At 68.5% G+C, this 21,227-nt stretch carries 28 protein-coding genes; 10 read left to right on the plus strand and 18 right to left on the minus strand.

Annotated elements, in window-relative coordinates; all coding sequences use genetic code 11:
* Window positions 1-112: 112 nt before the first annotated feature.
* The 4 genes from DEQ67_RS14660 to DEQ67_RS14675 form a co-directional block, all read right to left on the minus strand.
* Entirely contained in the window at window positions 113-484 is a 372-nt protein-coding gene (locus DEQ67_RS14660; protein WP_004044838.1) for a helix-turn-helix domain-containing protein, read from the minus strand.
* Between the two features lie 82 nt (window positions 485-566).
* Complete coding sequence (locus DEQ67_RS14665) at window positions 567-803, minus strand: hypothetical protein (RefSeq protein ID WP_004065969.1); 237 nt, start codon at window positions 801-803, stop codon at window positions 567-569.
* 120 nt (window positions 804-923) lie between these two features.
* Complete coding sequence (locus DEQ67_RS14670) at window positions 924-1,616, minus strand: DUF5828 family protein (RefSeq protein WP_004065968.1); 693 nt, start codon at window positions 1,614-1,616, stop codon at window positions 924-926.
* Window positions 1,617-1,689: 73 nt separating this feature from the next.
* The gene (locus tag DEQ67_RS14675) at window positions 1,690-1,899 is read right to left on the minus strand and encodes a hypothetical protein (protein ID WP_006600884.1); all 210 of its coding nucleotides are present in this window, start codon (window positions 1,897-1,899) and stop codon (window positions 1,690-1,692) included.
* Between the two features lie 88 nt (window positions 1,900-1,987).
* Between DEQ67_RS14675 and DEQ67_RS14680 the strand changes: the two genes are divergently transcribed.
* Window positions 1,988-2,368, plus strand: coding sequence for a cupin domain-containing protein (locus tag DEQ67_RS14680; RefSeq protein ID WP_115801936.1), 381 nt, complete (start codon window positions 1,988-1,990; stop codon window positions 2,366-2,368).
* On the plus strand, window positions 2,365-3,018 hold the full coding sequence (locus DEQ67_RS14685; RefSeq protein WP_115860747.1) for a hypothetical protein: 654 nt from the start codon (window positions 2,365-2,367) through the stop codon (window positions 3,016-3,018). Before DEQ67_RS14680 ends, DEQ67_RS14685 begins: the two co-directional genes overlap by 4 nt.
* Before the next feature lie 36 nt (window positions 3,019-3,054).
* On the opposite strand, the gene DEQ67_RS14690 is transcribed toward DEQ67_RS14685, so the two are convergent.
* The 3 genes from DEQ67_RS14690 to DEQ67_RS14700 form a co-directional block, all read right to left on the minus strand.
* On the minus strand, window positions 3,055-4,878 hold the full coding sequence (locus DEQ67_RS14690) for a carbon starvation CstA family protein (RefSeq protein WP_115860745.1): 1,824 nt from the start codon (window positions 4,876-4,878) through the stop codon (window positions 3,055-3,057).
* Window positions 4,879-5,014: 136 nt separating this feature from the next.
* Window positions 5,015-5,980, minus strand: coding sequence for an ArsA family ATPase (locus tag DEQ67_RS14695; RefSeq protein WP_004065960.1), 966 nt, complete (start codon window positions 5,978-5,980; stop codon window positions 5,015-5,017).
* Window position 5,981: 1 nt separating this feature from the next.
* Window positions 5,982-6,278: a hypothetical protein gene (locus DEQ67_RS14700; protein WP_115801940.1), complete on the minus strand. Its 297-nt coding sequence runs from the start codon at window positions 6,276-6,278 to the stop codon at window positions 5,982-5,984.
* A 101-nt stretch (window positions 6,279-6,379) separates the two neighbouring features.
* On the opposite strand from DEQ67_RS14700, the gene DEQ67_RS14705 reads away from it, so the two are divergent.
* The 4 genes from DEQ67_RS14705 (at window position 6,380) to DEQ67_RS14720 (ending at window position 9,076) form a co-directional block, all read left to right on the plus strand.
* A complete protein-coding gene (locus DEQ67_RS14705) occupies window positions 6,380-7,672 on the plus strand; it encodes a CobW family GTP-binding protein (protein WP_115891793.1) in 1,293 nt (430 codons plus the stop codon).
* Window positions 7,669-7,923: a hypothetical protein gene (locus tag DEQ67_RS14710; protein ID WP_115891794.1), complete on the plus strand. Its 255-nt coding sequence runs from the start codon at window positions 7,669-7,671 to the stop codon at window positions 7,921-7,923. The genes DEQ67_RS14705 and DEQ67_RS14710 overlap by 4 nt, the downstream gene beginning before the upstream one ends.
* A gap of 108 nt (window positions 7,924-8,031) precedes the next feature.
* Complete coding sequence (gene upp, locus DEQ67_RS14715; RefSeq protein ID WP_004044864.1) at window positions 8,032-8,712, plus strand: uracil phosphoribosyltransferase; 681 nt, start codon at window positions 8,032-8,034, stop codon at window positions 8,710-8,712.
* Between the two features lie 160 nt (window positions 8,713-8,872).
* Window positions 8,873-9,076 carry a DUF7569 family protein gene (locus DEQ67_RS14720; protein ID WP_004044866.1) on the plus strand — a complete coding sequence of 68 codons (204 nt, stop codon included), beginning with the start codon at window positions 8,873-8,875 and terminating at the stop codon, window positions 9,074-9,076.
* Between the two features lie 284 nt (window positions 9,077-9,360).
* Here the strand turns inward: DEQ67_RS14720 and DEQ67_RS14725 are convergent, their stop codons facing one another.
* Both DEQ67_RS14725 and DEQ67_RS14730 read right to left on the minus strand, forming a co-directional pair.
* On the minus strand, window positions 9,361-9,993 hold the full coding sequence (locus DEQ67_RS14725) for an IMPACT family protein (protein WP_115801943.1): 633 nt from the start codon (window positions 9,991-9,993) through the stop codon (window positions 9,361-9,363).
* A gap of 334 nt (window positions 9,994-10,327) precedes the next feature.
* Complete coding sequence (locus tag DEQ67_RS14730) at window positions 10,328-10,831, minus strand: ACT domain-containing protein (RefSeq protein ID WP_004044870.1); 504 nt, start codon at window positions 10,829-10,831, stop codon at window positions 10,328-10,330.
* A gap of 150 nt (window positions 10,832-10,981) precedes the next feature.
* On the opposite strand from DEQ67_RS14730, the gene DEQ67_RS14735 reads away from it, so the two are divergent.
* Complete coding sequence (locus tag DEQ67_RS14735) at window positions 10,982-11,677, plus strand: hypothetical protein (protein ID WP_004065955.1); 696 nt, start codon at window positions 10,982-10,984, stop codon at window positions 11,675-11,677.
* Between the two features lie 36 nt (window positions 11,678-11,713).
* Here DEQ67_RS14735 and hisB read toward each other — a convergent pair whose 3' ends face one another.
* Window positions 11,714-12,307, minus strand: a complete 594-nt coding sequence (gene hisB / locus DEQ67_RS14740) for an imidazoleglycerol-phosphate dehydratase HisB (RefSeq protein WP_004044873.1) — start codon at window positions 12,305-12,307, stop codon at window positions 11,714-11,716.
* Window positions 12,308-12,428: 121 nt separating this feature from the next.
* On the opposite strand from hisB, the gene DEQ67_RS14745 reads away from it, so the two are divergent.
* Both DEQ67_RS14745 and DEQ67_RS14750 read left to right on the plus strand, forming a co-directional pair.
* A complete protein-coding gene (locus DEQ67_RS14745; RefSeq protein ID WP_223173856.1) occupies window positions 12,429-12,575 on the plus strand; it encodes a hypothetical protein in 147 nt (48 codons plus the stop codon).
* Window positions 12,576-12,632: 57 nt separating this feature from the next.
* Complete coding sequence (locus tag DEQ67_RS14750; protein WP_008576453.1) at window positions 12,633-12,821, plus strand: hypothetical protein; 189 nt, start codon at window positions 12,633-12,635, stop codon at window positions 12,819-12,821.
* Window positions 12,822-12,866: 45 nt separating this feature from the next.
* Here DEQ67_RS14750 and hisA read toward each other — a convergent pair whose 3' ends face one another.
* Window positions 12,867-13,583, minus strand: a complete 717-nt coding sequence (gene hisA / locus DEQ67_RS14755) for a 1-(5-phosphoribosyl)-5-[(5-phosphoribosylamino)methylideneamino]imidazole-4-carboxamide isomerase (RefSeq protein WP_004065951.1) — start codon at window positions 13,581-13,583, stop codon at window positions 12,867-12,869.
* Window positions 13,584-13,708: 125 nt separating this feature from the next.
* Here hisA and glmM point away from each other — a divergent pair, with 125 nt between their 5' ends.
* Window positions 13,709-15,073 carry a phosphoglucosamine mutase gene (gene glmM / locus DEQ67_RS14760; RefSeq protein WP_115860739.1) on the plus strand — a complete coding sequence of 455 codons (1,365 nt, stop codon included), beginning with the start codon at window positions 13,709-13,711 and terminating at the stop codon, window positions 15,071-15,073.
* A 45-nt stretch (window positions 15,074-15,118) separates the two neighbouring features.
* Here the strand turns inward: glmM and DEQ67_RS14765 are convergent, their stop codons facing one another.
* From DEQ67_RS14765 to DEQ67_RS14795, 7 genes are all read right to left on the minus strand, one after another.
* Window positions 15,119-15,370, minus strand: coding sequence for a hypothetical protein (locus DEQ67_RS14765; protein WP_115801945.1), 252 nt, complete (start codon window positions 15,368-15,370; stop codon window positions 15,119-15,121).
* 88 nt (window positions 15,371-15,458) lie between these two features.
* Window positions 15,459-15,827 (minus strand): phosphoribosyl-AMP cyclohydrolase, encoded by a 369-nt coding sequence (gene hisI / locus DEQ67_RS14770; protein WP_115801946.1) that lies wholly within the window; start codon window positions 15,825-15,827, stop codon window positions 15,459-15,461.
* A gap of 81 nt (window positions 15,828-15,908) precedes the next feature.
* Entirely contained in the window at window positions 15,909-16,961 is a 1,053-nt protein-coding gene (locus DEQ67_RS14775) for an A24 family peptidase (protein ID WP_115801947.1), read from the minus strand.
* 73 nt (window positions 16,962-17,034) lie between these two features.
* Window positions 17,035-17,976: a hypothetical protein gene (locus tag DEQ67_RS14780; protein WP_115860737.1), complete on the minus strand. Its 942-nt coding sequence runs from the start codon at window positions 17,974-17,976 to the stop codon at window positions 17,035-17,037.
* A 118-nt stretch (window positions 17,977-18,094) separates the two neighbouring features.
* Complete coding sequence (fer, locus tag DEQ67_RS14785) at window positions 18,095-18,484, minus strand: ferredoxin Fer (RefSeq protein ID WP_004065944.1); 390 nt, start codon at window positions 18,482-18,484, stop codon at window positions 18,095-18,097.
* A 140-nt stretch (window positions 18,485-18,624) separates the two neighbouring features.
* Window positions 18,625-19,746 carry an inorganic phosphate transporter gene (locus DEQ67_RS14790; RefSeq protein ID WP_006600870.1) on the minus strand — a complete coding sequence of 374 codons (1,122 nt, stop codon included), beginning with the start codon at window positions 19,744-19,746 and terminating at the stop codon, window positions 18,625-18,627.
* Between the two features lie 106 nt (window positions 19,747-19,852).
* Window positions 19,853-21,145, minus strand: coding sequence for an O-acetylhomoserine aminocarboxypropyltransferase/cysteine synthase family protein (locus DEQ67_RS14795; protein ID WP_004065939.1), 1,293 nt, complete (start codon window positions 21,143-21,145; stop codon window positions 19,853-19,855).
* Between the last annotated feature and the right edge of the window lie 82 nt (window positions 21,146-21,227).

The following is a 21,227-nucleotide window of genomic DNA, read 5'->3' on the forward strand; positions in this document are numbered from 1 at the left end:
CTCGGGCGGTGGCACCAGAGGGACAAAAGCGGGCGGGTTTGGGCGGCACCTGCCGGGCGACAGGCGCACCGAGAACGCGGTCGGCCGAGAGGCTTCGAAGACGACGAAGAACCTACGACTCGCCGAAGGCGTCGATGCGGGCGTGAACGTCCTCCGCCCACTCGTCGAGCGCGGCGTGCATCATCTCCTTGGCCTCGGGGAGCGGGGTGGCCGTGTACTGGTAGACGTAGCCGCCGGGGTCGAGCAGGCGGCGCTTGCGCTCGGTGAGGCCCTTGTCGAGGAGCGTCGTCAAAGAGCGGTTGACGTTGCTGCGGTCGCGGTCGAGCACCTCCGCCAACTCCGCGACGGTGCTTCCGGGGTTGTCGAGTAGTGCGAGATACGTCCGACTCTCGTGGCTCTGGATGCCGAAGACGCACGCGAGGACCTGTCCGAAGTTCGGGTCCTCGGTCTCCATCAGTTCGCCCATGTCCGGTGCGTCGGCCATGCACACCTGTTCGCCGTGCGTCGGATTAAACCCTCACTTACAGGCGAGCGAGCGGCCGCCGCGGCCGGGAACCGCACCGACGCTACTCTTTCGCGTAGCCCATCTTCAGCACGCAGGCGCGCATCCCGTCTTCGTCCTCGTGTTTGTGGAGCGTCGTCGGCGTGTCGCAGTAAAAGACCGTCCCGTCGTGGCGGAGCGTCACCTCGTGGACGCCGCCGAGCAGTTCCGCTCGGACGACGACGCGGCGACCCTCGCGGAGCGCGTCGAGGATTTCGTCTGCGGTCAGTTCGCCGGACTCGACTCGGAGCGGCTCGGGCATACCGGAGGGTCGCAGGCGAGCGGTATCAGTATTGTCGATGGCGGCGAGTGCCGACGGAAGCGCGTGCCGACGGCGGGCGGCGGGCGGCGGGCGGCGAGTCGAGCCGAACCCGGATCCGGCTCAGTTCGTCGTCCAGTTAGACCGGTGTTCCTCGTCGGTCGTCGGCACCTCCACGCCCTCGACGGCCTCCGCGACCTCGGTCTCTTTCGGCGTGTCGATGTGCCAGCGGTCGATTTCGTCCTCGAAGTCGCGCAGCGTCTCCGACACCATCGACTTCAGCTCGTCGTCGTTGACGTTCACCTCGAAGACGAACCGCTCGTCGCCGGAGCCGCGGCCGACCCGCTGGATGTTCGCGCTCACGAGTTCGTTGTCGAAGTAGTACGGAGCCAACTGGGTCATCACGTTGCGGTAGACCGTGTCCTCGACCTTCCGCAGCGCCTTCCGCCCGGCGGAGTCGGCCGCGCGGGCGACGTAGTTGATGGAGTCCTGCCACGACTCGACGGCTCCCTCGTTGTCGCCCTCCTCGACCCGCTCGTAGGACCGAGACAGCTTCTCGCCCGCCGTCTTGAGGTCGTCGTTGGGCGTCTTGCCCGCCTTCTCGCCTTCGCCCTCGCCGACGCTGGCCTGCTGGGCCGTCTTCTCGTTTACGTCCTCACCGAGTCGCTCGTGGGACTTGGGTCGCCACTCGTCCCAGTCGTCGAAGGCGGTGCTGTCGACGTCGGCGTCGCGGAGCGCGCGGGTGATTCGCTCCCCGTGTTCGACGACCTCGTCCCAGGTGCCACGGCGTTTGAACCCGGAGATGCTCTCTTCCATTGTCGTTGACGGGAGTACGTGCCAGACGGTATAAACTCTGCGAGGGGACGGGTTCGCACACGGGTGAGAACGTCTAGCGGTCGCCGTAGACGAAGCGCTCGGCGGCCGCGTCGAGGCGAGCCGACAGCCGACCGAGCCACGCCCCCGGCGACGCGGCCCGAAGCGCCGCCTCGTCGAGTTCGATTCGGTCGTCGCCGAGCGGGTCGCGAGACTCGTCGGCGGTGGCGTCCACGACGGTCGTCATCGAACACCGACCGCACCCCTCGCGGGTCGAGTCTGCCATGCGCCGCGCTTCGGAACCTTCACGAATAAACCTTGGTTTCCGGGCGGGTCGCGACGGGCTTATACGGTCGAACGTGTTGCTCCGTCTCATGGGATATCGCGTCGTGGACGCAACCGCCGTCGAGCCCGCCGACGACCGCCCGTGCGAACTCCGCCGCATCGGCGGCGAGGCCGGCTTGGAGACCGTCGCGCTCAACCGCTTCCGGGCCGCCCCCGGCGAGCAGGTGCCGCTTTCGTACCACTACCACACAGAACAGGAGGAGGCGTTCTACGTCCTCTCGGGCACGCTGTTCGTCGAGACGCCGGACGAGACGTTCGAAGTCGACGCCCACGGCCTGTTCGTCGCCGACCCCGAGAGCCCCCACCGGGCGTACAACCCCGAGGACGCCGCGGAGCCGGTCGAACTGCTCGCGCTCGGCTCGCCGGCCGTGTCGGGCGATGCCGTGCCCTACGACTCCGACGAGGAATGAGGAGCGTCGAACCCGAGGACGCCGAAGGGGCGGGAGACCCGGATGGGCCGGAGGAGTCGGATGCGTCGGCCACGGAGTCCGCCCTCGACCGCCCCGAGTGGGACGACGAGTACCTCGACCGGGCGGCCGAGCGGCTCATGTACAACTACGACTTGCAGCGGGAGTACGCCGTCCGCGGCGAGCGGTTCGACCTGTTCGGCTCGATGCGGATGGAGAGCCAAAAGCAGTTCCTCCACCGGTCTATCAACTACGCCAACCACCACGCGATGGAGTACATGCTCGCGCGGCGGGTCGACGCGGCCACCGTCGCCGAACTCGAACGGCTCGTCGAACTGGGCCACGCGCTCGCCGACGAGTGGATAGAACCCGACGAGGAGCACTACGGGACGGAGTTCACGTTCGTGCTCGTCGCCGACGCGGTGCCGGAGGAAGTTCGGGCGTTCGTGTCCGACTTCGCGGACCGGACGCTCCTGAAGTTCGGCTACTACGGCCACTACGAGGTGAACCTCGCCGTCGTCGCGCCGAGCGACGAGGACGCCGCGGCGAGCCGCAACGCCGACTCGGTCGCCGCGTTCACCCTCTGGAGCGACGGGTCGCCGGCCGCATCCGACGGGCTGTTGGACCGACTCCTCGGGAAGCTGCGTCGGTGAAAAAAAAGCGGCGTCGGAACGGCGAACGGTCGCGCGTCAGTCGTCGCTCGGCTGCGGCCGACCGCCGCGACCGCCACCGCCGCCCGAACTCCGCGCGTCTTTGATGTTGTCGTAGCCGATTTTCGCCAGCGCAAGCGCCAGGTAGACGAGCACCAGCGCGAGGACGATTTGGACGACTGCGGCCACCATCGCAAAGGTGCCCGCCGAGGCCATCCACTCGGGGTTCATGAACTTCGCGTAGACGTTGTCGTGGAACGCGAGCCACAGCAGGCCCAGCGACGTGATGGTCGTCATGAGAGCCATCGGCAGGCCCGTGCTGAGAAGCTGCTTGGAGTCGTCCCAGTTGGCGAGCCAGACGGTCGCGGTCAGGAGCGCCAGCGCGGCGAGCAGCTGGTTCGCGCCCCCGAACAGCTGCCAGAGCGTCAGCCACGAGCCGCTCGTGATGAGGATGTACGCCGGCAGCGACTGCACGAACGCGTTGCCGTAGCGGTTGGTCGCGAACTCCTCGACCGGCGTCTCGGGCGTCCCGACGATTTCCTCCATCATGTAGCGACCGAGGCGAACCGCGGTGTCGGTCGAGGTGAGGAGGAAGCTGACCAGCACGAGGGCCATGAACGGCCCGCCGAAGTCAGTCGGGATGCCGAAGCTCGACAGGATGACGCCGCCGCCCGCGGCGAACGTCGGCAGCGCGAGGCCGATACCGCCGCCCACGTCGGGCGCGATGATGGCGACCGTCGCCAGCGCGACGGTGGCGAGGAGGCCCTCACCGAGCATGCCGCCGTAGCCGATGACGCGCGCGTCGGACTCCTTGTTCAACTGCTTCGAGGTCGTGCCCGACGAGACGAGCGAGTGGAACCCGCTGATGGTCCCGCAGGCGATGGTGATGAACAGAAGCGGGAACAGCGGCGCGCCGGAGCGACCGATGAAGCCGTAGTACGGTTCGAGGTTCGTCACGAGCGGCTGCGTCGGGGTCGTGAAGAACGTGCCCGCGACGATGGCGACGAGCGCGCCGCCGACGCCCGCGTACAGCAGGAACGACGAGAGGTAGTCGCGCGGTTGCAGGAGCACCCACACCGGGAGGGCGCTGGCGACCGCCCCGTAGACGAGGATAATCGGGACCCACGCCGCGGTGTTCCCGTTGAACGAACTCGCGCCCGGGAGCCACGAGCCGGAGCCGGAGAACAGGACGAACGTCTCGGCGGGCGCGCGGGCCGCGGGCTCGAACAGCGCAATCGGGTACTGAATCCCCGCGTAGACGCCGACGAACATCGCCGCGACGAACACACCCGTCCCGAGCAGGAACGGGAGATTCAGCTGATAGAGGTAGACGCCGAACAGCACCGCGAGGACGATGTACACCAGACTCGCCGTGGCCGCCTCGGGATAGGCGTTGAACACGATGGCCACCACGAGGGCGAACACCGCGACGACGAGGACGATGGTGAGAAACGCGAACCACAACAGCATGTTCTTGCCGCGCTCGCCGACGTACTCGCCGATGATGTAGCCGATAGACTTCCCGTCGTGTCGCAGGCTGCTCGACAGCGACACGAAGTCGTGGACGCTCCCGAGAAGCGGATTCCCGAGCGCAATCCACGCGAGCGCGGGGACCCAGCCCCACACCACGCCCGCCGTAATCGGCCCGACAATCGGCGCGCCGCCCGCGATGCTCGAATAGTGATGCCCCAGTAACACCGGCTTTTTCGCCGGAACGTATTCTTGACCGTCTTCGTACTTGTGCGCTGGCGTCTCACGACTGTCGTCGAGTTCGACGAACTGCGCGAGATATCGGGAGTAACCGAGATACCCGACGGTAAACAACGCAAGCACCGTGACGACCAACCAGATGACTTGTACCATGGTACGCTGCCCCATTGGGAGAAACGAAAATGCCTCCCTTAATGGTAACGATAGATAGGAATGTATCGTGTTCGAACGACAGGTTCGTTCGGAGATGCGCGTCGAAAACTTCCGCCGCGCGGCTCGTTGTGACAGCTTACTGAGTGTCCGGTGCGGTGCCTACGTCGAGTTCGGCCGCGACCTCCCCGAGGAAGTCGCCTTTGACCTCCGCGACCCGCGTCTCGACGGCGGCGACGAGCGGCGGTGAAAAATTCTCGCGGAGGTCGTCGAGTCGCTCGCGCTCTGTCTTGACTCGCTCGCGCAAGAACGTCGCCCCCCGGCCCGACTCGTCGGGGTCGGGTTCGGGCGTGAGGCGGTTGACCGCGAGACCGCGCACGTCGAGGCCGTAAGAGTCGAGTTGGTCGATGGCGCGCTCGGTCTCGCGGAGCGATAGCTCGTCGGGGTTCACGACGAGGAAGAAGGCGGCGTCGTCCTGGAGCGTCGTCTTGGCGAACGAGAAGTCGTCGCGGCGCTGTTCGAGGCGGGCGATGATGGGGTCGCCGTCCATCATGCGCCGGGGCTCGTTGTTGCCGATGGCGGCGCGTTCGAACAGTTTGACCGACTCCTTGCGCTTGTGGAGGAGTCGCTGAATCCAGCCGTCGAGGTACTCCGGCAGGGAGAGCAGTCGGAGCGTCCCGCCGGTCGGTGAGGTGTCGAAGACGACCCGGTCGTAGTCGTCCGCCGAGCGCATCACGTCGATAAAGCGGTCGAACAGCGCCGATTCGTACGCGCCGGGCGTCTGGTGGGCCATCTCTATCTGCCGGTCGATTTCGTTGACCATCGCCGGGCTGACCTGGTCGCCCATCGCCCGCTTCGTCTCCATGAGATGTTCGCGGACCTCGGTCTCGGGGTCGATTTCCATCGCGTCGAGGTTCGACTCGCCCGCGACCGCCGCGGGCTCGTCGGTAAAGGACTGGTCGAACACGTCGCTCGTGCTGTGGGCCGGGTCGGTCGACACGAGGAGCGTCCGGACGCCGTCGCGGGCGCACTTGACCGCGTAGGCGCTCGACATCGTCGTCTTGCCCACGCCGCCCTTGCCGCCGAAGAAGACGAATTTGCGCATGTTAGAAGTGGTACTGGTGACCCTTGCGTTCGAGGAGCGACCCGCGGTCCCACATCCGCCGCTCCCACGCCTCGAACTCGTCTTCGAGATAGGGGAGCAGTTCGGCGGTGTAGTACGAGATGGGCGAGGGGATGCCGAACGCGTCGGGGAAGCACGCGAGCATGAACGCGTCCTCGTCGTCCTCGGCCTGCTGTTCTATCTTCTCGTAGGCGGGGTGCGAAACCATCCCGTGGTAGAGGCCGCGGAGCCACTCTTCGACGAGTTCGCGGAAGGATTCGATGCGCGCGGCGAGCGTCATCAGTTTACACACTCGCCCGCTGTCGGACAAAAGGGTATCGTTCACGAACGTCCGCGCTGGTTACCTGCGATTTCATATGTGCGGCCCCGGTAGCCCCGCTCATGAACGCGGGGGAGACGATTCCGGTGACGGTGCTGGGCGGGAGTCTCGGGGCGGGCAAGACGACGCTACTCAACCACCTGTTGACGAACGCCGGCGACCGCGACATCGCCGTGCTCGTCAACGACATGGGCTCCGTGAACGTCGACGCCGAACTCGTCGCCGAGGAGTCCGACCTCGCGGTCGGCGGCGGCGTGACCGAACTGTCGAACGGCTGCATCTGCTGTGAGCTACAAGACGACCTCGAAACCGCGGTCGTCCGCCTCGCGCGCGAGCGGTCGTTCGACCACCTCGTCGTCGAGGCCTCGGGCGTCTCGGAGCCCGGTCCGGTCGCCAGACTGTTCGTCACCTCGCGGGCGGCCGCCCGCTACGACGTGGCCGGCCTCGCCACGGTCGTCGACTCGCGGCTGTTCGCGGACACCTTCGGCGGCGGCGACCCGGACCGAACCGTCGCCGAGGAGGGAGACGGCTCGGTGCGCCCGCTGTCGGACCTCCTCGTCGAACAGGTCGAGAGCGCCGACCTCGTCGTCCTCAACAAGCGCGACCTCGTCTCCGACGCGGAGCTCGGGGCGGTCCGCGACGCGGTCAAGGCGCTCCGCCCCGGCGCGACCGTGGTGGAGACGGACCACGGCGACGTGGACGTGGACCTGCTCCTGTCGGACTGCCACGACCCCGACGCGCCCGTCGGCTGGCGGGCGACGCTGGAGGGCGAAGCGGGCCACGATGACGGCGACGAGGGCGACCACGACCACGACGACCACACGGACGGAGACCACGACCACGACCACGACGAAACGCCCCACGCCGAGGCGACCTACGGCGTCACGTCGTTCGTCTACCGCCGCCGCGCGCCGCTGGACCCCGACGGCGCGGCCGCGGTGCTGGGCGACCTCCCCGACTCGGTCGTTCGCGCGAAGGGGTCGCTGTGGGTCGCCGGAGCCGAGGACGTTCACTACACTTACAGTCAGGCCGGGCCGTCAGCGTACGTCGCCGCCGCCGGCCCGTGGGTCGCCTCCCGACCCGAGTTCGAACAGGACGCCTACCGCCGCAACCACCCCGACTTCGACTGGCACGACGACCACGGCGACAGGCGGACCGAACTGGTGTTTATCGGCCGCGAGATGGACGAAGACGCACTCGCGGCCGCGCTCGACGCCCACCTGCTCGACCCCGGCGCGTCCGCGGACGCCGGCGACTTCCCGACCGACCCCGGCGAGGAAGTCGCGCTCGCGGAGCCGACCCGGGAACGCGAGTCGGTTCCGACCGCGGGCGCGGTCCCGGAGGGCCGACGATGAGCGGCGAGTCGGAGCGGGCCGGCGGCGACGACGAGAAGCGCGGCGGCGATACCGAGGAGCGCGAAGCGGAGATAGAGTGGGGCGAGGGCGACCCGCGGGTGCTGTTCGTGATGAACCTCGTCCTCTCGACCGTGTTCGCGGCGGTGGTCGTCTACGGCCTGTCGTACCTCGACCTCGCGGCCTTCTCGGTCGTCAACGTCGCGTCGGCGGCGCTCGTGCTCACGGCGGTCACGTACCTCGTGACGAACTGAAACCGCGGGATGGGTCACCGACCCATTCTCCGCGTGAACTACCCGCAGGCGACCGCTGGCGGCCGATAGCCGCATTTATGTCCTTCGGGAAACCGCCTTCTCAGTAAGATGCCCATCGAAGACCGAGACGACGCGTACCTCATCACGCACGCGCTGGCGAAGGACACGCTCTCGCGCCTCCGGGACGTGGAGACGACGCAGGTCGCCTTCCGGAAAGGCCTCGTCAAACTCGGCCGCATCTGTGGCTACGAGATAATCGACGGCGCGATGGAGACCGAATACGTCACCATCCAGACCCCGCTCGCAGAGACGACCGGCGAGCGCGTGAAAGGGCTCGACAACGTCGTCATCATCAACGTGCTCCGCGCCGCGACGCCGTTCGTGGAAGGGCTGCTCAAGGCGTTCCCGCGGGCGAAGCAGGGCGTCATCTCCGCCGGCCGCGACGAGGAGGCGGGGATGGACGACGACGGCGGCTTCCCCATCACCATCGACTACGTGAAGCTCCCCGAAATCACGGAGAAAGACACCGTCATCGTGGCGGACCCGATGCTCGCCACCGGCTCGACGATGTGCTCGGTCCTCGACCACATCCTCGAAAACGCCGGCGTCGACCCCGAAAAGCTGTTCGTCCTCTCGGCCGTCTCCGCGCCCGACGGCTTGCTCCGCGTCGACAACGAGTTCCCGGAGGTCGACCTGCTGACGGTCGCCATCGACGACTACCTCGACGACGACGGCTACATCGTCCCCGGTCTGGGCGACGCCGGCGACCGCGCGTTCCGCACGACGTAACTCGGTCTCGTCTCGTCTCGTCCCGCCTCGCCCCGCCTCGTCGCGTCACGGCTCGCGGGCGGTCGCGACGACCGCCGGCCCGGATTCGGGTAACGACTAAGTTACCGCCCGCGCACCTCCGACGCATGGACGAACCTCGCGCCGCCGGAGGGTGCCGACGATGAGCGACCCGTGCGACGGCTGTGGACGAGCGGTCGAAGACGCCCTCGCTCGTGCGGTCCAGTTACAGGTCGACGGCTCGACCGTGGACGACCAGCGGCTCTGTCCGACCTGTTTCGCGGACTGGATCACCCAGTACGAAGAACAGATGTCGCCCAAGCGGTCGTCGGACGACTCGACGGATTCCGAGATAATCGTCGACTGACGGCGTCGGGTCGGGGCCGTGTCTCCCACGACCTCGCAGACCCCCTCTTTTCGGGTCGAGAAACGATTCCCCTCGGCGGGTTTTCGTTCGAGTCGAACGTCCCGAACCGAACCCCCGTAGACTACTGTGAGAGACTGTTACAAGGGGTGCGGCGGGGTCGACACCCGAGTCCGCGAACCCCTTCGTTTCGGGTCGAAGCCCCGCGGGCTCGCGGGTCGGGGGCGAAAAGGAAACGGAGAGAGCGCCGACGCGCCGAGGGTCGTCGAATCGGACCGACGGCCGTGCTACTCGATGTTCGCGCGGCCGCTGGTCGCGCTCCGGATGCGGTCGCGGAGCTCCGGGCCGTCCTCGACGGGGACGCGAACCTCGAAGGACACGTCGGCCTCGTAGGCGGCCTCGAACTCGACGCCCGCGCTTTCTAACAGCCCGCGAACGCTCCCCGAGTCGTCGTACTCGACGGTTACGGTGAACCGCTCGTGGGGAATCTCCTCGACGACGCCCGCCGCGTCGAGCGCTTCTTTCACGGCCCGGGAGTACGCGCGGGCGAGGCCGCCGACGCCGAGGTTGGTGCCGCCGTAGTAGCGCGTCACGACGGCGGCGACGTTGCGCACGTCCTGCTGGACGAGGACGTTGAGCGCCGGTTTCCCCGACGAGCCGCTCGGCTCGCCGTCGTCGCTCTGGTACTCGCGGAGCATGACGCTCCCCTCGCCGGGGACCGACGACGAGGCCGACCCCGCGGGTACCCGGTAAGCGGGGACGTTGTGGGTCGCGTCGGGGTGGCGCTCCTCGATTTCGGTGACGAACGCCTCCGCCTCCTCGACCGTCTCCGCGGGGGAGACGTAGCCGATGAACTCCGAGCCGTTGACCTCGAAGCGGGCGTCGCCCCGGCCGGCGACGGTTCGATAGGCGTCGGTCATGCCACCGAGTTGGCGTCGCGGCGTGGAAAAGCGTTCGCACCGTGTCGTCGGCGCACCGACGCGGGCGGCGAGGAGGGCAAGCGACGCGACCAACGGGGAGCGACGGCGACGGCGACGGGGATTCGAACCGGAATCGACGCGCTACTGGCCGCAGGCGTCCGCGTACGACGTACACCCGTTTTGGATGCAGACGCCGCAGAGGTGGCGCGTCTCGGAAATCGGCTCACCACAGCACATGCAACTGCGCATGGACACCATGCGAAAAACTACCGCGGGAGGTTACAAGAATCTTATTGCCGTGTTGACAGAATATCCGCGGTGCCGACGGGCGGGCTCAGGCGATGGTGATTCGGCGGACGAAGCCGAGGTTCGACAGGTCGTTGAGCAGGTCGCCGGGAATCGGCTCGTCGGTGATGATGTAGAGCTTCGGGTCGTCGGTGAACTCGGGGTCCTCGCTTATCGTCTGGCGAATCGAGATGTCCGCGTCAGCGAGTTTCGAGGTGACGGTGGCGACGATGCCGGGCTCGTCGGCGTCGGCCACCTCGACGGTGAGCACGGAGAGGTCGAGCACCGGCGCGAGGTCCATCAGGCTCGGAATCGACGAGATGTTCTGGAAGATTCGTCGAAGCTCCTCGTCGTCGAGGATGGCGTCGGTCGTCGAGTCGACGACCCGCCGGTCGACCTCGGCCTCGCGGGCGATTCCGGTGTTCGGTATCTCGATGCCGCCCGAGACGACCCGTCCCTGGTCGTTGACGGAAAAGCCCCGTTCCAAGAGGAGCCGAATGACAGCCTGCTGGCTCGGGCTGCCCTCGAACTTCTCCATAATCTCGTCGAACATTCGTTGGTCGGGGGATTTGCGGGCGGATGCATTAAGTGGTCCGTCACCGGCGACGCCGCGGCCGAGGCATTCGGCGTCGACCCCGCCGGCGGGCCGCCGACGCCGCGTCCGGGGAATGGGTTTAACCGTCGGCGCGGAGACCGGTCGTCCATGCGCGAACTACGCACCTGCGATTTCTGTGGGACCGACGCCGTCGGCGTGTTCGAGGTACTCCCGCCGGCGTTGACGCCGGCCGACGACCAGCGGCGCGTCGTCCTCTGCGAGCACTGCGAGGAGACCCTCAGCGAGGTCATCGCGCCGCTTCTCTCCCGACTCGGCGTCGACGCCGACGTGGACGTGGCCGACGACGCGCGGGCCGAGACCGGCGCGTCCGCGGCACCGGAGCGAACCACGAGCGGGTCGGGCGGCGAGGCCGCCTCCGTCGACGTGAACGCGGTCGACCCCGCGCCGACGCCGCCGGAGCCGGCGGACCACGACTCGCCCGACGAGGGCGACGACGCTGGTTCTCCGGGGGACGACGCGAACGACAACGACGGCGTGGACGACGAAGCCGAGGTCGAAACCGAAGCCGAGGCCAAGACCGAAACCGAGAACGAGCCCTCCGCGTCGGCGGCCGACGAGCAGCCCCGACCCGACGGCGAGTCCGGCCGGGGTGAGGAGCCGCCGAAGTTCCGGAAGGTCATCCGCATCCTCCAGAACCGCGAGTTCCCCGTCGAGCGGGCGGAGGTCGAGGCGTTGGCGTCCGGCGCGTACGACCTCGACGACGACGAGGTGGCCGACATCTTCGACTACGCAATCGAACGCGGGCTGCTCGTCGACGACTCGGGGACGCTCCGGCGGCCCTGAGCGGTCGAACGCGCTGAATCAGGGAGCAGGCGGCGATTACAGTTTTCCTTTCGTGCTCGGCGTGTCGGAGCGCCGCGGGTCCACGCGGGTCGCGTCGTCGAGCGAGCGCGCGAGCGCCTTGAACAGCGCCTCGACCTCGTGGTGGGCGTTGTCGCCCTCGACGCCCGCGTGGAGCGTGAGGCCGGCGTTCATCGCCAGCGACATGGCGAAGTGTTCGGCCATGTGGCTGGTGAACTCGCCGACGTACGGTTGGGAAAAGTCGCCCGAGAACTCGAAGAAGGGGCGGCCCGACACGTCGACGACGACGGAGGCGACGGCCTCGTCGAGCGGGACCTTGCGGTCGGCGTAGCGGACGATGCCGCGCTTGTCTCCGAGCGCTTCGGTGAACGCCTCGCCGAGGACGATGGCCACGTCCTCGACGGTGTGGTGGTCGTCGATGTGGAGGTCGCCGTCGCACTGGACCGTCAGGTCGAACAGGCCGTGTTTGGCGAAGGCCTCCAGCATGTGGTCGAAAAATCCGATACCGGTGTCGACGACCGCGTCGCCGTCGCCGTCGATGGCCAGCGTCACGTCGATGGTCGTCTCGGCCGTCTCGCGGGAGACGGCCGCGCGTCGGTCGGCGTCGCTCATGTCGCGTTCGAGGCGGGCCGCGCATATAGGGATTCTCGTCGCCGCGAGGGCGATTCTCGATGCCGACGCGTCAGACGAGCGTCTGACGGGCGTTCATGCGTTCGGACGCGTACGGTGGGGTATGCAGCGAAAGGGAGCGCTGGTGGTGGGGTACACCATCTGCGTCGGGGGACTCCTGCTCACCGCGCGGTCCGGGGTCGCTGTCGCGTTCGGCGTCGCGCTGGTGACGCTCGCGGTCAGCGCGGTCGTGCTCGGCGGGGGCGTCTGAAGTGATAGAGAGCGAACCGACGCGAAAAGTGTCGACCCGTCAGGGGGCGGGCGACTGATGGGCCGCGGAGCGACCGCCAGTCCGAAACGCGACGTGGTGACGGTCAGTATGCTCGTCCTCGCCGGGCCGTTCTTGGCGACCTCGCGCCCCGAGACCGCGATTATCGGCGCGCTGTTCGTCGCCGTCGGCGTCTACGGAACTGTCGAGAGCCTCGCCGCGGCCGTCGCCGCGTATCTCGACGCGTAGCGGTGCGCGGCGTCTCGGGTGCGTCTCGGCGTGCCGGCGACGCGACTACGCCTCCATCGCTTCTTCGAGCGTGAATCGACCCTCGTAGAGCGCGGTGCCGACGACGGTCGCCGCCGCGCCCGCCTCGCGGAGCGCGCGCACGTCGTCGAGCGAGGCGACGCCGCCGGAGGCGACGACCGGGATGTCGACCGCGTCGACGACGGCCGAGGTCGTCTCGAGGTGGACGCCTTCGAGCTGCCCCTCCACGTCCACGTCGGTGAAGAGGATGGCCGCCGCGCCGAGTTCCTCGTAGCGGGCGGCCGCCTCGGCGGGGTCGAGGCCGGTGCCCTCGGTCCAGCCGGAGACGACGACTTCGCCGTCTTTCGCGTCGAGGCTGACCATCACGCCGTCGGGGTAGTCGGCGGCGAGTTCGGCGACGATATCGGGGTTCTCGACGGCCGCGGTGCCGAGGATGACGCGGTCGACGCCGCGGTCCAAGAGGTCGCGGGCGTCGTCGGCGGTGCGGATGCCGCCGCCGAGTTGGAGCGGCACGTCGACCGCGTCGAGGACGGCGTCCACCGCCGGGGCGTTCTTCCGCTCGCCCTCGAACGCGCCGTCGAGGTCGACGAGGTGGAGCGTCTCCGCGCCGGCGTCGACCCAGCGACGGGCGGCCTCGACTGGGTCGCCGTAGCTCTTTTCGGTGCCGCGTTCGCCCTGCACGAGCTGGACGACTTCGCCGTCTTGCATGTCGACCGCGGGGACGACTTCGAACTCCGGGAACATACGTCACCGTGGGCGAGCGGCGTGCGTAAACGCACCGGATACGGCGACCCGGGTTCACCGAGGAACGTAACGAGCGAACCAACAGTTCGGAACGGCTTTGTCGCGCCGGGGTTCACACACACTCAATGAAACTCTTCGGTTCCAGCGGCACCCGCGGCGTGGTGGGTGAGAGCCTCACCCCGGAGTTCGTCCTCCGCGTCGCCAAGGCCGCCGGCACGGTCTGGAACACCGGCCGGGTCGCCATCGCACGGGACACCCGAACCACGGGCGAGATGTTCGTCAACGCCGCCGAGTCCGGGCTGGCGAGCGTCGGCGTCGACGTGGACGACCTCGGCGTCGTCCCCACCCCCGCGGCGGTCCGCTACTGCGAGAATCAGGCCGTTCCGGGCGTCGTCATCACGGCCTCGCACAACCCCCCGGAGTTCAACGGCGTCAAACTCGTCGGCGACGACGGCGTCGAACTCGCCGTCGAGGAGCTAGAGCGCATCGAAGACCACATCCTCGCCGAGGAGTTCGACGTGACCGAGTGGGACGCCGTCGGGAGCGTCCGGTCGGTCGAGACCGCGAACGACGACTACCGCGAGGACCTCCTCGCCAACGTCGACCGCGAGAAAATCGCCGCCGCGAACCTCACGGTCGCGCTCGACCCCGGCCACGGCGCCGGGTCGCTCGTCACGCCCGACTTCCTCCGCGAACTCGGCTGCGAGGTCCGCACGGTCAACGCCCAGCCCGACGGCCACTTCCCCGGTCGCCAGTCCGAGCCGGTCCCCGAGAACCTCCGCGACCTCGAACGCCTCGTCCGCGCGACCGACGCCGACGTGGGAATCGCCCACGACGGCGACGCCGACCGGGCCGTCTTCGTGAACGAGCACGGCGAGTGCATCTCCGGCGAGGCGTCGCTGGCCGCCCTCGCGGCCGCCGCCCTCGAACCGGGCGACGCGACCGTCTCCGCCGTGAACGTCTCCCAGCGCCTCGTCGACGTCTGCGAGGAGGTCGGTGCCGACCTCGAACTCACGCCCATCGGCGCGACGAACCTCATCACCCGCATCCGCGAGCTCTGGCGCGAGGGTCGGAACGTCCCCGTCGCGGGCGAGGGGAACGGAGGAGTGTTCTACCCCAACTACCGCCTCGTCCGCGACGGCGCGTACATCGCGGCGAAGTTCCTCGAACTCGTCGCCGAGCGCCCCGCGAGCGAACTCGTCGCGCCCTACGAGGACTACTACAACGTCCGCATCAACCTCGAATACGACGAGGAAGCCGAGTTGACGGCGATGCTCAACGCCGCCGCCGACTACGCCGAATCGGCCGACGCGACCCCGAACACGACCGACGGCTACCGCCTCGACTACGGCGACGCGTGGGTGCTCGTCCGCCCCTCCGGGACCGAGCCGAAAGTCCGCGTCTACGCCGAAGGCCGCTCCGAGGAGCGCGCGACCGAACTCGCCGAAGACGCCGCCGACGCGCTCCGAAGCGCGGTCGCGACGCTGTAACTCGGCGACAGAACCGACGAAAAAGAATCTCTTTTCGCGCGCCGCTCACAGGCTAATCGCCGCGAACAAAAGCGCCAGCGCCCCGAACACCAGAAGCATGAAGCCGCGTTCGAGGTCGTCGCCGTCGAGGTCGTCGTCCGGCGGGTCCTCGCGGGTCGGGTCGAGGACGAACTCCGGGTCGTCCGAGCGGGCGACCCGGCGGGCGGCCGCGGCGCTCTTGAGCAGTCGGCCGCCGAGGGCGAAACAGCTCAGCCCCACGACGATGGCGACCAGCGAAATCGGACTGACGTTCACCATCGGCCCGCGACCGCGGTCATGGGTCGGTCGCCACGGGTCGCCGTGGTCGCCGCGCCGGTCGGTGTCGTCATCGGTCGGCTCGCATCGGTCACTCGTCGTCGTAGACCGCGTCGGGGTCGAAGACGCGCTCGCCGACGTGGTCGCCCTCGACGGTGCGGTAGAAACACGACCGGTGGCCGGTGTGGCACGCGCCGACGTTCTGGTCGACGAGATACAGCAGGGTGTCGGCGTCGCAGTCGACGCGGATCTCCCGAACCTCCTGTGTGTGGCCGCTCGAAGCCCCCTTCTCCCAGAGTTCGTCGCGGCTCCGCGAGTAGTAGTGCGCCCGGCCCGTCTCGACGGTTCGGTCGAGCGCCTCCGGCGAGACGTACGCCAGCATGAGCACCTCTCCGGAGTCGGCGTCCTGCGCCACGGCGGGGACGAGGCCGTCCTCGCCGAAGTCGACATCGACGGTCATGATTCGGGCCACGCGGTCGCGGGGGTTATCTCTTGTGCGTCGCCGCGCGGAAGGCGCGCCCGACGCAGACTCCGCAGCGACTCAGACGATACCGAGCGCGCCGAGGACGCCGAAGAGCACGTCGCCGTAGACGAACGCGACGACGAGGCCGACGAACATGGGGACGAGAAACGGGATGCCCGGCGAAATCCACACCGACTCGCGGGTCGTCACGAGGTCCAGTCCGCCGCGGAGTTTCTCCGGCGACGTGCCGTAGGCGCTGCCCTCGATGCTGTCGAGGAACTGGGCCGCGCCCCACGGGTCGTCGAACGACCCGCCAGAGTCGGCTTCGCGGCCGTCGTCTCCGGGGGCGTCTCCGCCGGCGGCGTCCGCGGTCTCGCCGTCGCCGTCGAAATCGGCCGACGCGCCGCCGTCGGTGGCCGCGCGGTGGACCGCGCCGTCGGTCGGGTCGAACGTCTCGCCGATGCCGTCGGGGTCGCGGAGGTCCTCCGGGTTCGAACGCAGGTCCGCGAGCGTCAGGCCGCGCCAGCGGAGGTACATCCGGAGCGCGTCGAGGTCGAGGCCGTTCCGCGTGACGCCCTCGGGCGACTCGAACAGGCGGCCGTGGGCCGTCGGGAGCGACGACACGGAGACGCGGCGGCCGACGAACGAGATGGGGAACTCGAACTCGCCGTCCGCGAGGTTCCGGGCGGCGAGGTAAAGCGGGTAGGCGAGGCCGACGATGACCGTGTTCGTGAGAACCGTCATCGAGAAGACGCCGAGGCGGGTGGTGGCCAGCGGGAACTCCGTCCCGGCGAGGGTGTAGCTGGGGAACGTCGGGAGCAGGATGGCGAACACCATGAGCGCCTTCGCGTCCGCGCCGCCGAAGCCGCCGAGCCGCCAGAACAGATACGAAAGCGGGACGACGAGACAGACGCTCACGCCGACGCGAATCAGGTAGAGCCGGTCGAAGACGGTCTCGGGCGGAAAGTGGCCGAGCAGTTCCCACGCGAGCAGAGCGATACCCAGCGCGGCCAGCGGATACCAGACGACGTTGGGGACGCGCCGCGTGCGAACGTCGCGTACCGCGGTCCACGCGAGGACGGGGAGTACCGCCAACCGCAGGAGGTCGGGGAGCGTGCCGATACCGAACATACCCGGAGACTGGGGGCAGGGGAGTTAGGTGTTCGGGACGGGTATCAATCCTGAAACCGACCCCGGCGGCGGGTCAGAACGCCGCGAGTTCGACGAAGCCGACGAGCCGAACCGAAATCGAAAACAGCGCCAGCGCGGCCGCGGGGACCCACACCGACCGCGAGCGCTGGTAGCCGACGGCGGCGAGTCCGAACGCGAGCGCCCACAGGACGTGTTCGACGCCGCCGGGAACGTCGACGAAGACGGTCCCGAAGGCGGCGACGCCGAGCAGTCCGAAGGCGAACACGGGAGCGAGCGCCGGCCGCGAGACGGGCCGAAGCGACCGCTCGACCGCGCTTCGGTACGTCACGCCGGCGGCGACACAGCCGCAGACGGTCGCGACGAGGAGCAGGCCGAGGACGGTGACGCGCCACGGTTTCGGGAAGACGACCAGCGTGAAGGCGGCGTCGCGGAGCACCGACTGAAAGAACGTCGCGAGCGCGGCCGCAGCGACGGCCGCCCGAGCGGGCGCGAGTCCGACCCGCGACGAGGCGAGGTCGAACACGGCCGCGACGAGGAACCCGAAGCCGAGACCGGAGAGAACCACGTCTTCGGCGGCCCGTGCTGCCGCCGCTCCAACTGACGCCTCGGGGTGGTACGTCCACCCGACGAGCGCGGCGAGCGAGGCGTCGAAGCCGACCGCGAGGAGTGCGCTCGCGGCGACGACGGCGAGTCCCGGCGCGAGAGCCGCCGCCGGCGCGTCGGTGATGCGGGAGCGCTCGGGGAGACCGAACGACGGCGGGACACCGCGATAGCGCGCGTAGACGAGCGTCGGAACCGCGAGGCCGGCGACGTTCGGCGACGCGAGCGCGCCGACTACCGGGACGCCGAGAAGTCTGAGCGACACCCAGTAGCTGGCCGCGCTCGCGACTGCGAGACAGGCGAGAAACAGCCCGATTCGACCGAGTTCGGATGCTTCGCTGGGGAGCGAGCGGTCGGGTCGAAACGCGCGGACGGCGGTCGCGAACCTCGACACGGGTGGAGCGACCGCGCCGCGGGACAAATCGCTGTCGGCTCGCGGCTCACTGCGCGGATAAATGGCGGACCCACCGGTCACGGGTCGGCGCGTCGAAAGAAATGTGCGGGTGAGCGCCTTAGATGACGCGGTTCTGCAGGTAGTCGAGGTGCTTCGCGTTGTAGACGATCTTGACCTCGTCCTCGATAGGCGAACCGATGCAGGTGAGGCGGACGTTCTTCTCGTTGACTTCCTCGTCGGAGAGAATCTGCTGCATGTCCATGTCGATTTCGCCCTCCTTCACGATGGCTGCACAGTTCGCACAGGCACCTGCGCGGCAGCTGAAGGGCCAGTCGTAGCCCTGCGCCTCGGCGGCTTCCAGGATGTACTCGCCCTGGTTCACTTCCATCTCACCGTAGTCTTCGGCGTCGAGACCGGCGTCAGCCGCCTCTTCGAAGAGGTCGTCGTCGTCGAGGTCCCAGCCGTTGTCGTCGAGAACTTCGTAGTTGAGGTAGGTTACCGTGGGCATCGACAGAGGATTCGAAGGCCACCCCATTAGACTTTGCTGTTCCGTGCGCCGAATTCGGCCCGCGTTCCGGCGGCGACCGCCCGTTTATTACATTTTTGACCGTGATGGTTGCAGAATGACGGGTGCGACGGGTGCACGGGTCAGACAATGCCGGCGGAGAACAGCGCGTACGACGCGATGGCCGAAAGCGAGGGCGTGAGCATCCAGAAGAAGATGACGCGCCCGGTCGTGCCGGGGTCGAACAGGTCCTGCGCGGAGAGTTCGTCCGGCGCTTCCTCGCCCATCTTCGGCACCTCGTCCTCTCGCTCGACGGTGAGCGCGTTGACCGACACCTGCGGGGACTCGCCGCCGCTCAGGGCCTCACCGAGCGTGACGGTTCGAGTCGCCCGACCCCAGCCGAGGCCGACGATGCACATCGTCGCGCTCACGGCGAGGCTGGCGGGGATACCGATAGCCGACAGGAAGGAGATGAGCGACGCGCTCACCGTCTCGACGATGAGCGCCGCGAGGATGGGCAGTTGCGTGAGGTCGTTGCCGACGGTGTCGAGCGTCCGGCGAGCGATGGTGAACGCGCCGAGGCCGATAGCGCCGCCGGCGACGAGGATGCCCGTGTTCATCTCGAGCGCGCCGTTGCCGACGAGCGGGGCGACCGCGTTGGCGACGTTCGACGCGCCCGCGGAGAACGCCATGTAACAGGCGACGACGACGACGAGGACGGTGCTGCCGAACTCGCGGTAGGTCGTGTTCGGGCCGAGTCGCGGCCGCGGGAAGCCGCCGTCGCGGTCGAGCGCGACGAGCGCGCCGGGGCTTCGGTCGAGTTTGAGCCACGCGTCGAGGTAGGGGTAGACGTACCTCCCGATGACCGCGCATATCCAGAAGGCGATGACGGGCGCGACGATCCACCACGAGATGATTTCGAGCATCACGCCGGCGTCGAGCGACCCGTGGGCGAGGCCGAGACCCGCGATGGCCCCGACCGCCGTCATCGACGTGGAGGCGGGGACGCCGAAGGTGTTCGAGACCAACAGCGCGAGGCCGACGAAAAAGAGGACGGCGACGCTCGCCGCGAGGGTGAACTCGCTTTGCGGGACGATTTCGCCGCCCATCTTGGCGACGACTTCTCGGCCGAGGGTCCACCCACCGAGGAGCGCGAACCCGGTCATCAGGGCCGCGGCGGCGAGTTTCCCGAGCACGTCGCTCCCGACCGCGGGGCCGAACGCGACCCCCGTGGACGAGCCGCCGATGTTGAACCCGACGAACACTGCCACCAGGAGACCGACGAAGAGGAGTGCTTCTACCACGGAGTTACCTACTGGCGCAGGCACAAAAGTGACGGCGGTCGGTCGCTCGGGCGACGCCGAAGCCCGCTCAGTTCGACGCGGCGCGAATCGCCTGGTCGAGGTCGTCGACGATGTCGTCTACGTCCTCGATGCCGACAGACAGGCGGACCATGTCGGGCGTGACGCCCGCGGCGGCCTGCTCGTCGTCGGTGAGTTGTTGGTGCGTCGTGGACGCCGGGTGGATGACGAGCGTCTTCGCGTCACCGACGTTGGCGAGGAGCGACGCGAGTTCGACGTTGTTGACGGTGCCCTTGGCGGCCTCGTAGCCGTCGGTGAGGCCGAAGGTAATCATGCCGCCGTAGCCGCCGTCGAGGTACTTCGACGCCTCCTCGTGGGTCTCGTGGGAGTCGAGGCCGGGGTAGTTCACCCACGACACCTTCTCGTGGTCGTCTAAGAACTCCGCGACGGCCTGCGCGTTCTCGCAGTGGGCGCGCATCCGAAGCGGGAGCGATTCGAGCTTTTCGAGCGTCTGCCACGCGTCGAACGGCGACTGGGCGTTGCCGAGGTCGCGCAGGCCGCGGGCGATGGCGGCGTAGGTGAAGCCGGCGGGGCCGAACGTCTCGTCGAAGTTGACGCCGTGGTACGCCGGGTTCGGCTTGGCGATTTCGGGGTAGTCGTCGGCGTACTCGTCCCACGGGAAGCTGCCGCCGTCGACGAGGATGCCGCCGATGGTCGTGCCGGCCCCGTGAATCCACTTCGTCGTCGACTCCCAGACGAGGTCAGCGCCGTGTTCGATGGGGTTGCAGAGGTAGGGCGTCGCGAACGTGTTGTCGACGAACAGCGGCGTCCCGTGGTCGTGGGCGACCTCCGCGATGGCCTCGATGTCGGGCGTCACGAGCGCCGGGTTGCCGATGGTTTCGAGGTGGACGAACGCGGTGTCGTCGTCGATGGCCGCCTCGTAGGCGTCCACGTCGAGGGTGTCCACGAACCGGGTCGTGACGCCGCGGCGCTCGACGGTGTGGGTGAGGTAGGTGTAGGTCCCGCCGTACAGCGACGACGCGGAGACGATGTTGTCGCCGGCCGAGGCGAGCAGGAAGGTCGCGAGGTCGAACGCGGCCATCCCGGACGACGTGGCGACCGCACCCACGCCGCCTTCGAGCGAGGCGAGGCGCTCCTGTAACATCCCGACGGTCGGGTTCATCAGCCGCGAGTAGATGTGACCCGGCTTTTCGAGGGCGAACTGCGCGGCCGCGTCGGCGGCGTCGTCGAAGACGTACGAGGTGGTCTGGTACAGCGGCGGGGCGCGCGCGCCCGTCGCGTCGTCGGGGCTCTGACCGGCGTGGAGGCTCCGCGTGTGGAAGCCCGGGCTGTCGTCGCTCATGACCCGAACGTCGACCCGGACGGGGCTAAAGCACGGCGTCGGTCGCAATTCCCGCCGGGTTCTGCGACACGGTAGCGACTCA

The sequence above is a fragment of the Haloferax sp. Atlit-48N genome (assembly GCF_003383015.2).
Lineage (GTDB): Archaea > Halobacteriota > Halobacteria > Halobacteriales > Haloferacaceae > Haloferax > Haloferax volcanii.

Bases quoted from the DNA above. Each gene is read 5' to 3' on its own strand.
- upp (WP_004044864.1), top strand. From the start codon at position 8,032: ATGCCCATCGAAGACCGAGACGACGCGTACCTCATCACGCACGCGCTG.
- DEQ67_RS14775 (WP_115801947.1), bottom strand. From the start codon at position 16,961: ATGTTCGGTATCGGCACGCTCCCCGACCTCCTGCGGTTGGCGGTACTC.
- DEQ67_RS14685 (WP_115860747.1), top strand. From the start codon at position 2,365: ATGAGGAGCGTCGAACCCGAGGACGCCGAAGGGGCGGGAGACCCGGAT.
- hisA (WP_004065951.1), bottom strand. From the start codon at position 13,583: ATGTTCCCGGAGTTCGAAGTCGTCCCCGCGGTCGACATGCAAGACGGC.
- DEQ67_RS14735 (WP_004065955.1), top strand. From the start codon at position 10,982: ATGCGCGAACTACGCACCTGCGATTTCTGTGGGACCGACGCCGTCGGC.
- DEQ67_RS14670 (WP_004065968.1), bottom strand. From the start codon at position 1,616: ATGGAAGAGAGCATCTCCGGGTTCAAACGCCGTGGCACCTGGGACGAG.
- DEQ67_RS14705 (WP_115891793.1), top strand. From the start codon at position 6,380: ATGAACGCGGGGGAGACGATTCCGGTGACGGTGCTGGGCGGGAGTCTC.
- DEQ67_RS14725 (WP_115801943.1), bottom strand. From the start codon at position 9,993: ATGACCGACGCCTATCGAACCGTCGCCGGCCGGGGCGACGCCCGCTTC.
- DEQ67_RS14680 (WP_115801936.1), top strand. From the start codon at position 1,988: ATGGGATATCGCGTCGTGGACGCAACCGCCGTCGAGCCCGCCGACGAC.
- DEQ67_RS14765 (WP_115801945.1), bottom strand. From the start codon at position 15,370: ATGGTGAACGTCAGTCCGATTTCGCTGGTCGCCATCGTCGTGGGGCTG.
- DEQ67_RS14700 (WP_115801940.1), bottom strand. From the start codon at position 6,278: ATGACGCTCGCCGCGCGCATCGAATCCTTCCGCGAACTCGTCGAAGAG.
- DEQ67_RS14795 (WP_004065939.1), bottom strand. From the start codon at position 21,145: ATGAGCGACGACAGCCCGGGCTTCCACACGCGGAGCCTCCACGCCGGT.
- hisI (WP_115801946.1), bottom strand. From the start codon at position 15,827: ATGACCGTCGATGTCGACTTCGGCGAGGACGGCCTCGTCCCCGCCGTG.
- DEQ67_RS14695 (WP_004065960.1), bottom strand. From the start codon at position 5,980: ATGCGCAAATTCGTCTTCTTCGGCGGCAAGGGCGGCGTGGGCAAGACG.
- DEQ67_RS14750 (WP_008576453.1), top strand. From the start codon at position 12,633: ATGGGCCGCGGAGCGACCGCCAGTCCGAAACGCGACGTGGTGACGGTC.
- DEQ67_RS14675 (WP_006600884.1), bottom strand. From the start codon at position 1,899: ATGGCAGACTCGACCCGCGAGGGGTGCGGTCGGTGTTCGATGACGACC.
- hisB (WP_004044873.1), bottom strand. From the start codon at position 12,307: ATGAGCGACGCCGACCGACGCGCGGCCGTCTCCCGCGAGACGGCCGAG.
- fer (WP_004065944.1), bottom strand. From the start codon at position 18,484: ATGCCCACGGTAACCTACCTCAACTACGAAGTTCTCGACGACAACGGC.
- DEQ67_RS14720 (WP_004044866.1), top strand. From the start codon at position 8,873: ATGAGCGACCCGTGCGACGGCTGTGGACGAGCGGTCGAAGACGCCCTC.
- DEQ67_RS14660 (WP_004044838.1), bottom strand. From the start codon at position 484: ATGGCCGACGCACCGGACATGGGCGAACTGATGGAGACCGAGGACCCG.
- DEQ67_RS14710 (WP_115891794.1), top strand. From the start codon at position 7,669: ATGAGCGGCGAGTCGGAGCGGGCCGGCGGCGACGACGAGAAGCGCGGC.
- DEQ67_RS14745 (WP_223173856.1), top strand. From the start codon at position 12,429: ATGCAGCGAAAGGGAGCGCTGGTGGTGGGGTACACCATCTGCGTCGGG.
- DEQ67_RS14730 (WP_004044870.1), bottom strand. From the start codon at position 10,831: ATGTTCGACGAGATTATGGAGAAGTTCGAGGGCAGCCCGAGCCAGCAG.
- DEQ67_RS14690 (WP_115860745.1), bottom strand. From the start codon at position 4,878: ATGGTACAAGTCATCTGGTTGGTCGTCACGGTGCTTGCGTTGTTTACC.
- DEQ67_RS14665 (WP_004065969.1), bottom strand. From the start codon at position 803: ATGCCCGAGCCGCTCCGAGTCGAGTCCGGCGAACTGACCGCAGACGAA.
- glmM (WP_115860739.1), top strand. From the start codon at position 13,709: ATGAAACTCTTCGGTTCCAGCGGCACCCGCGGCGTGGTGGGTGAGAGC.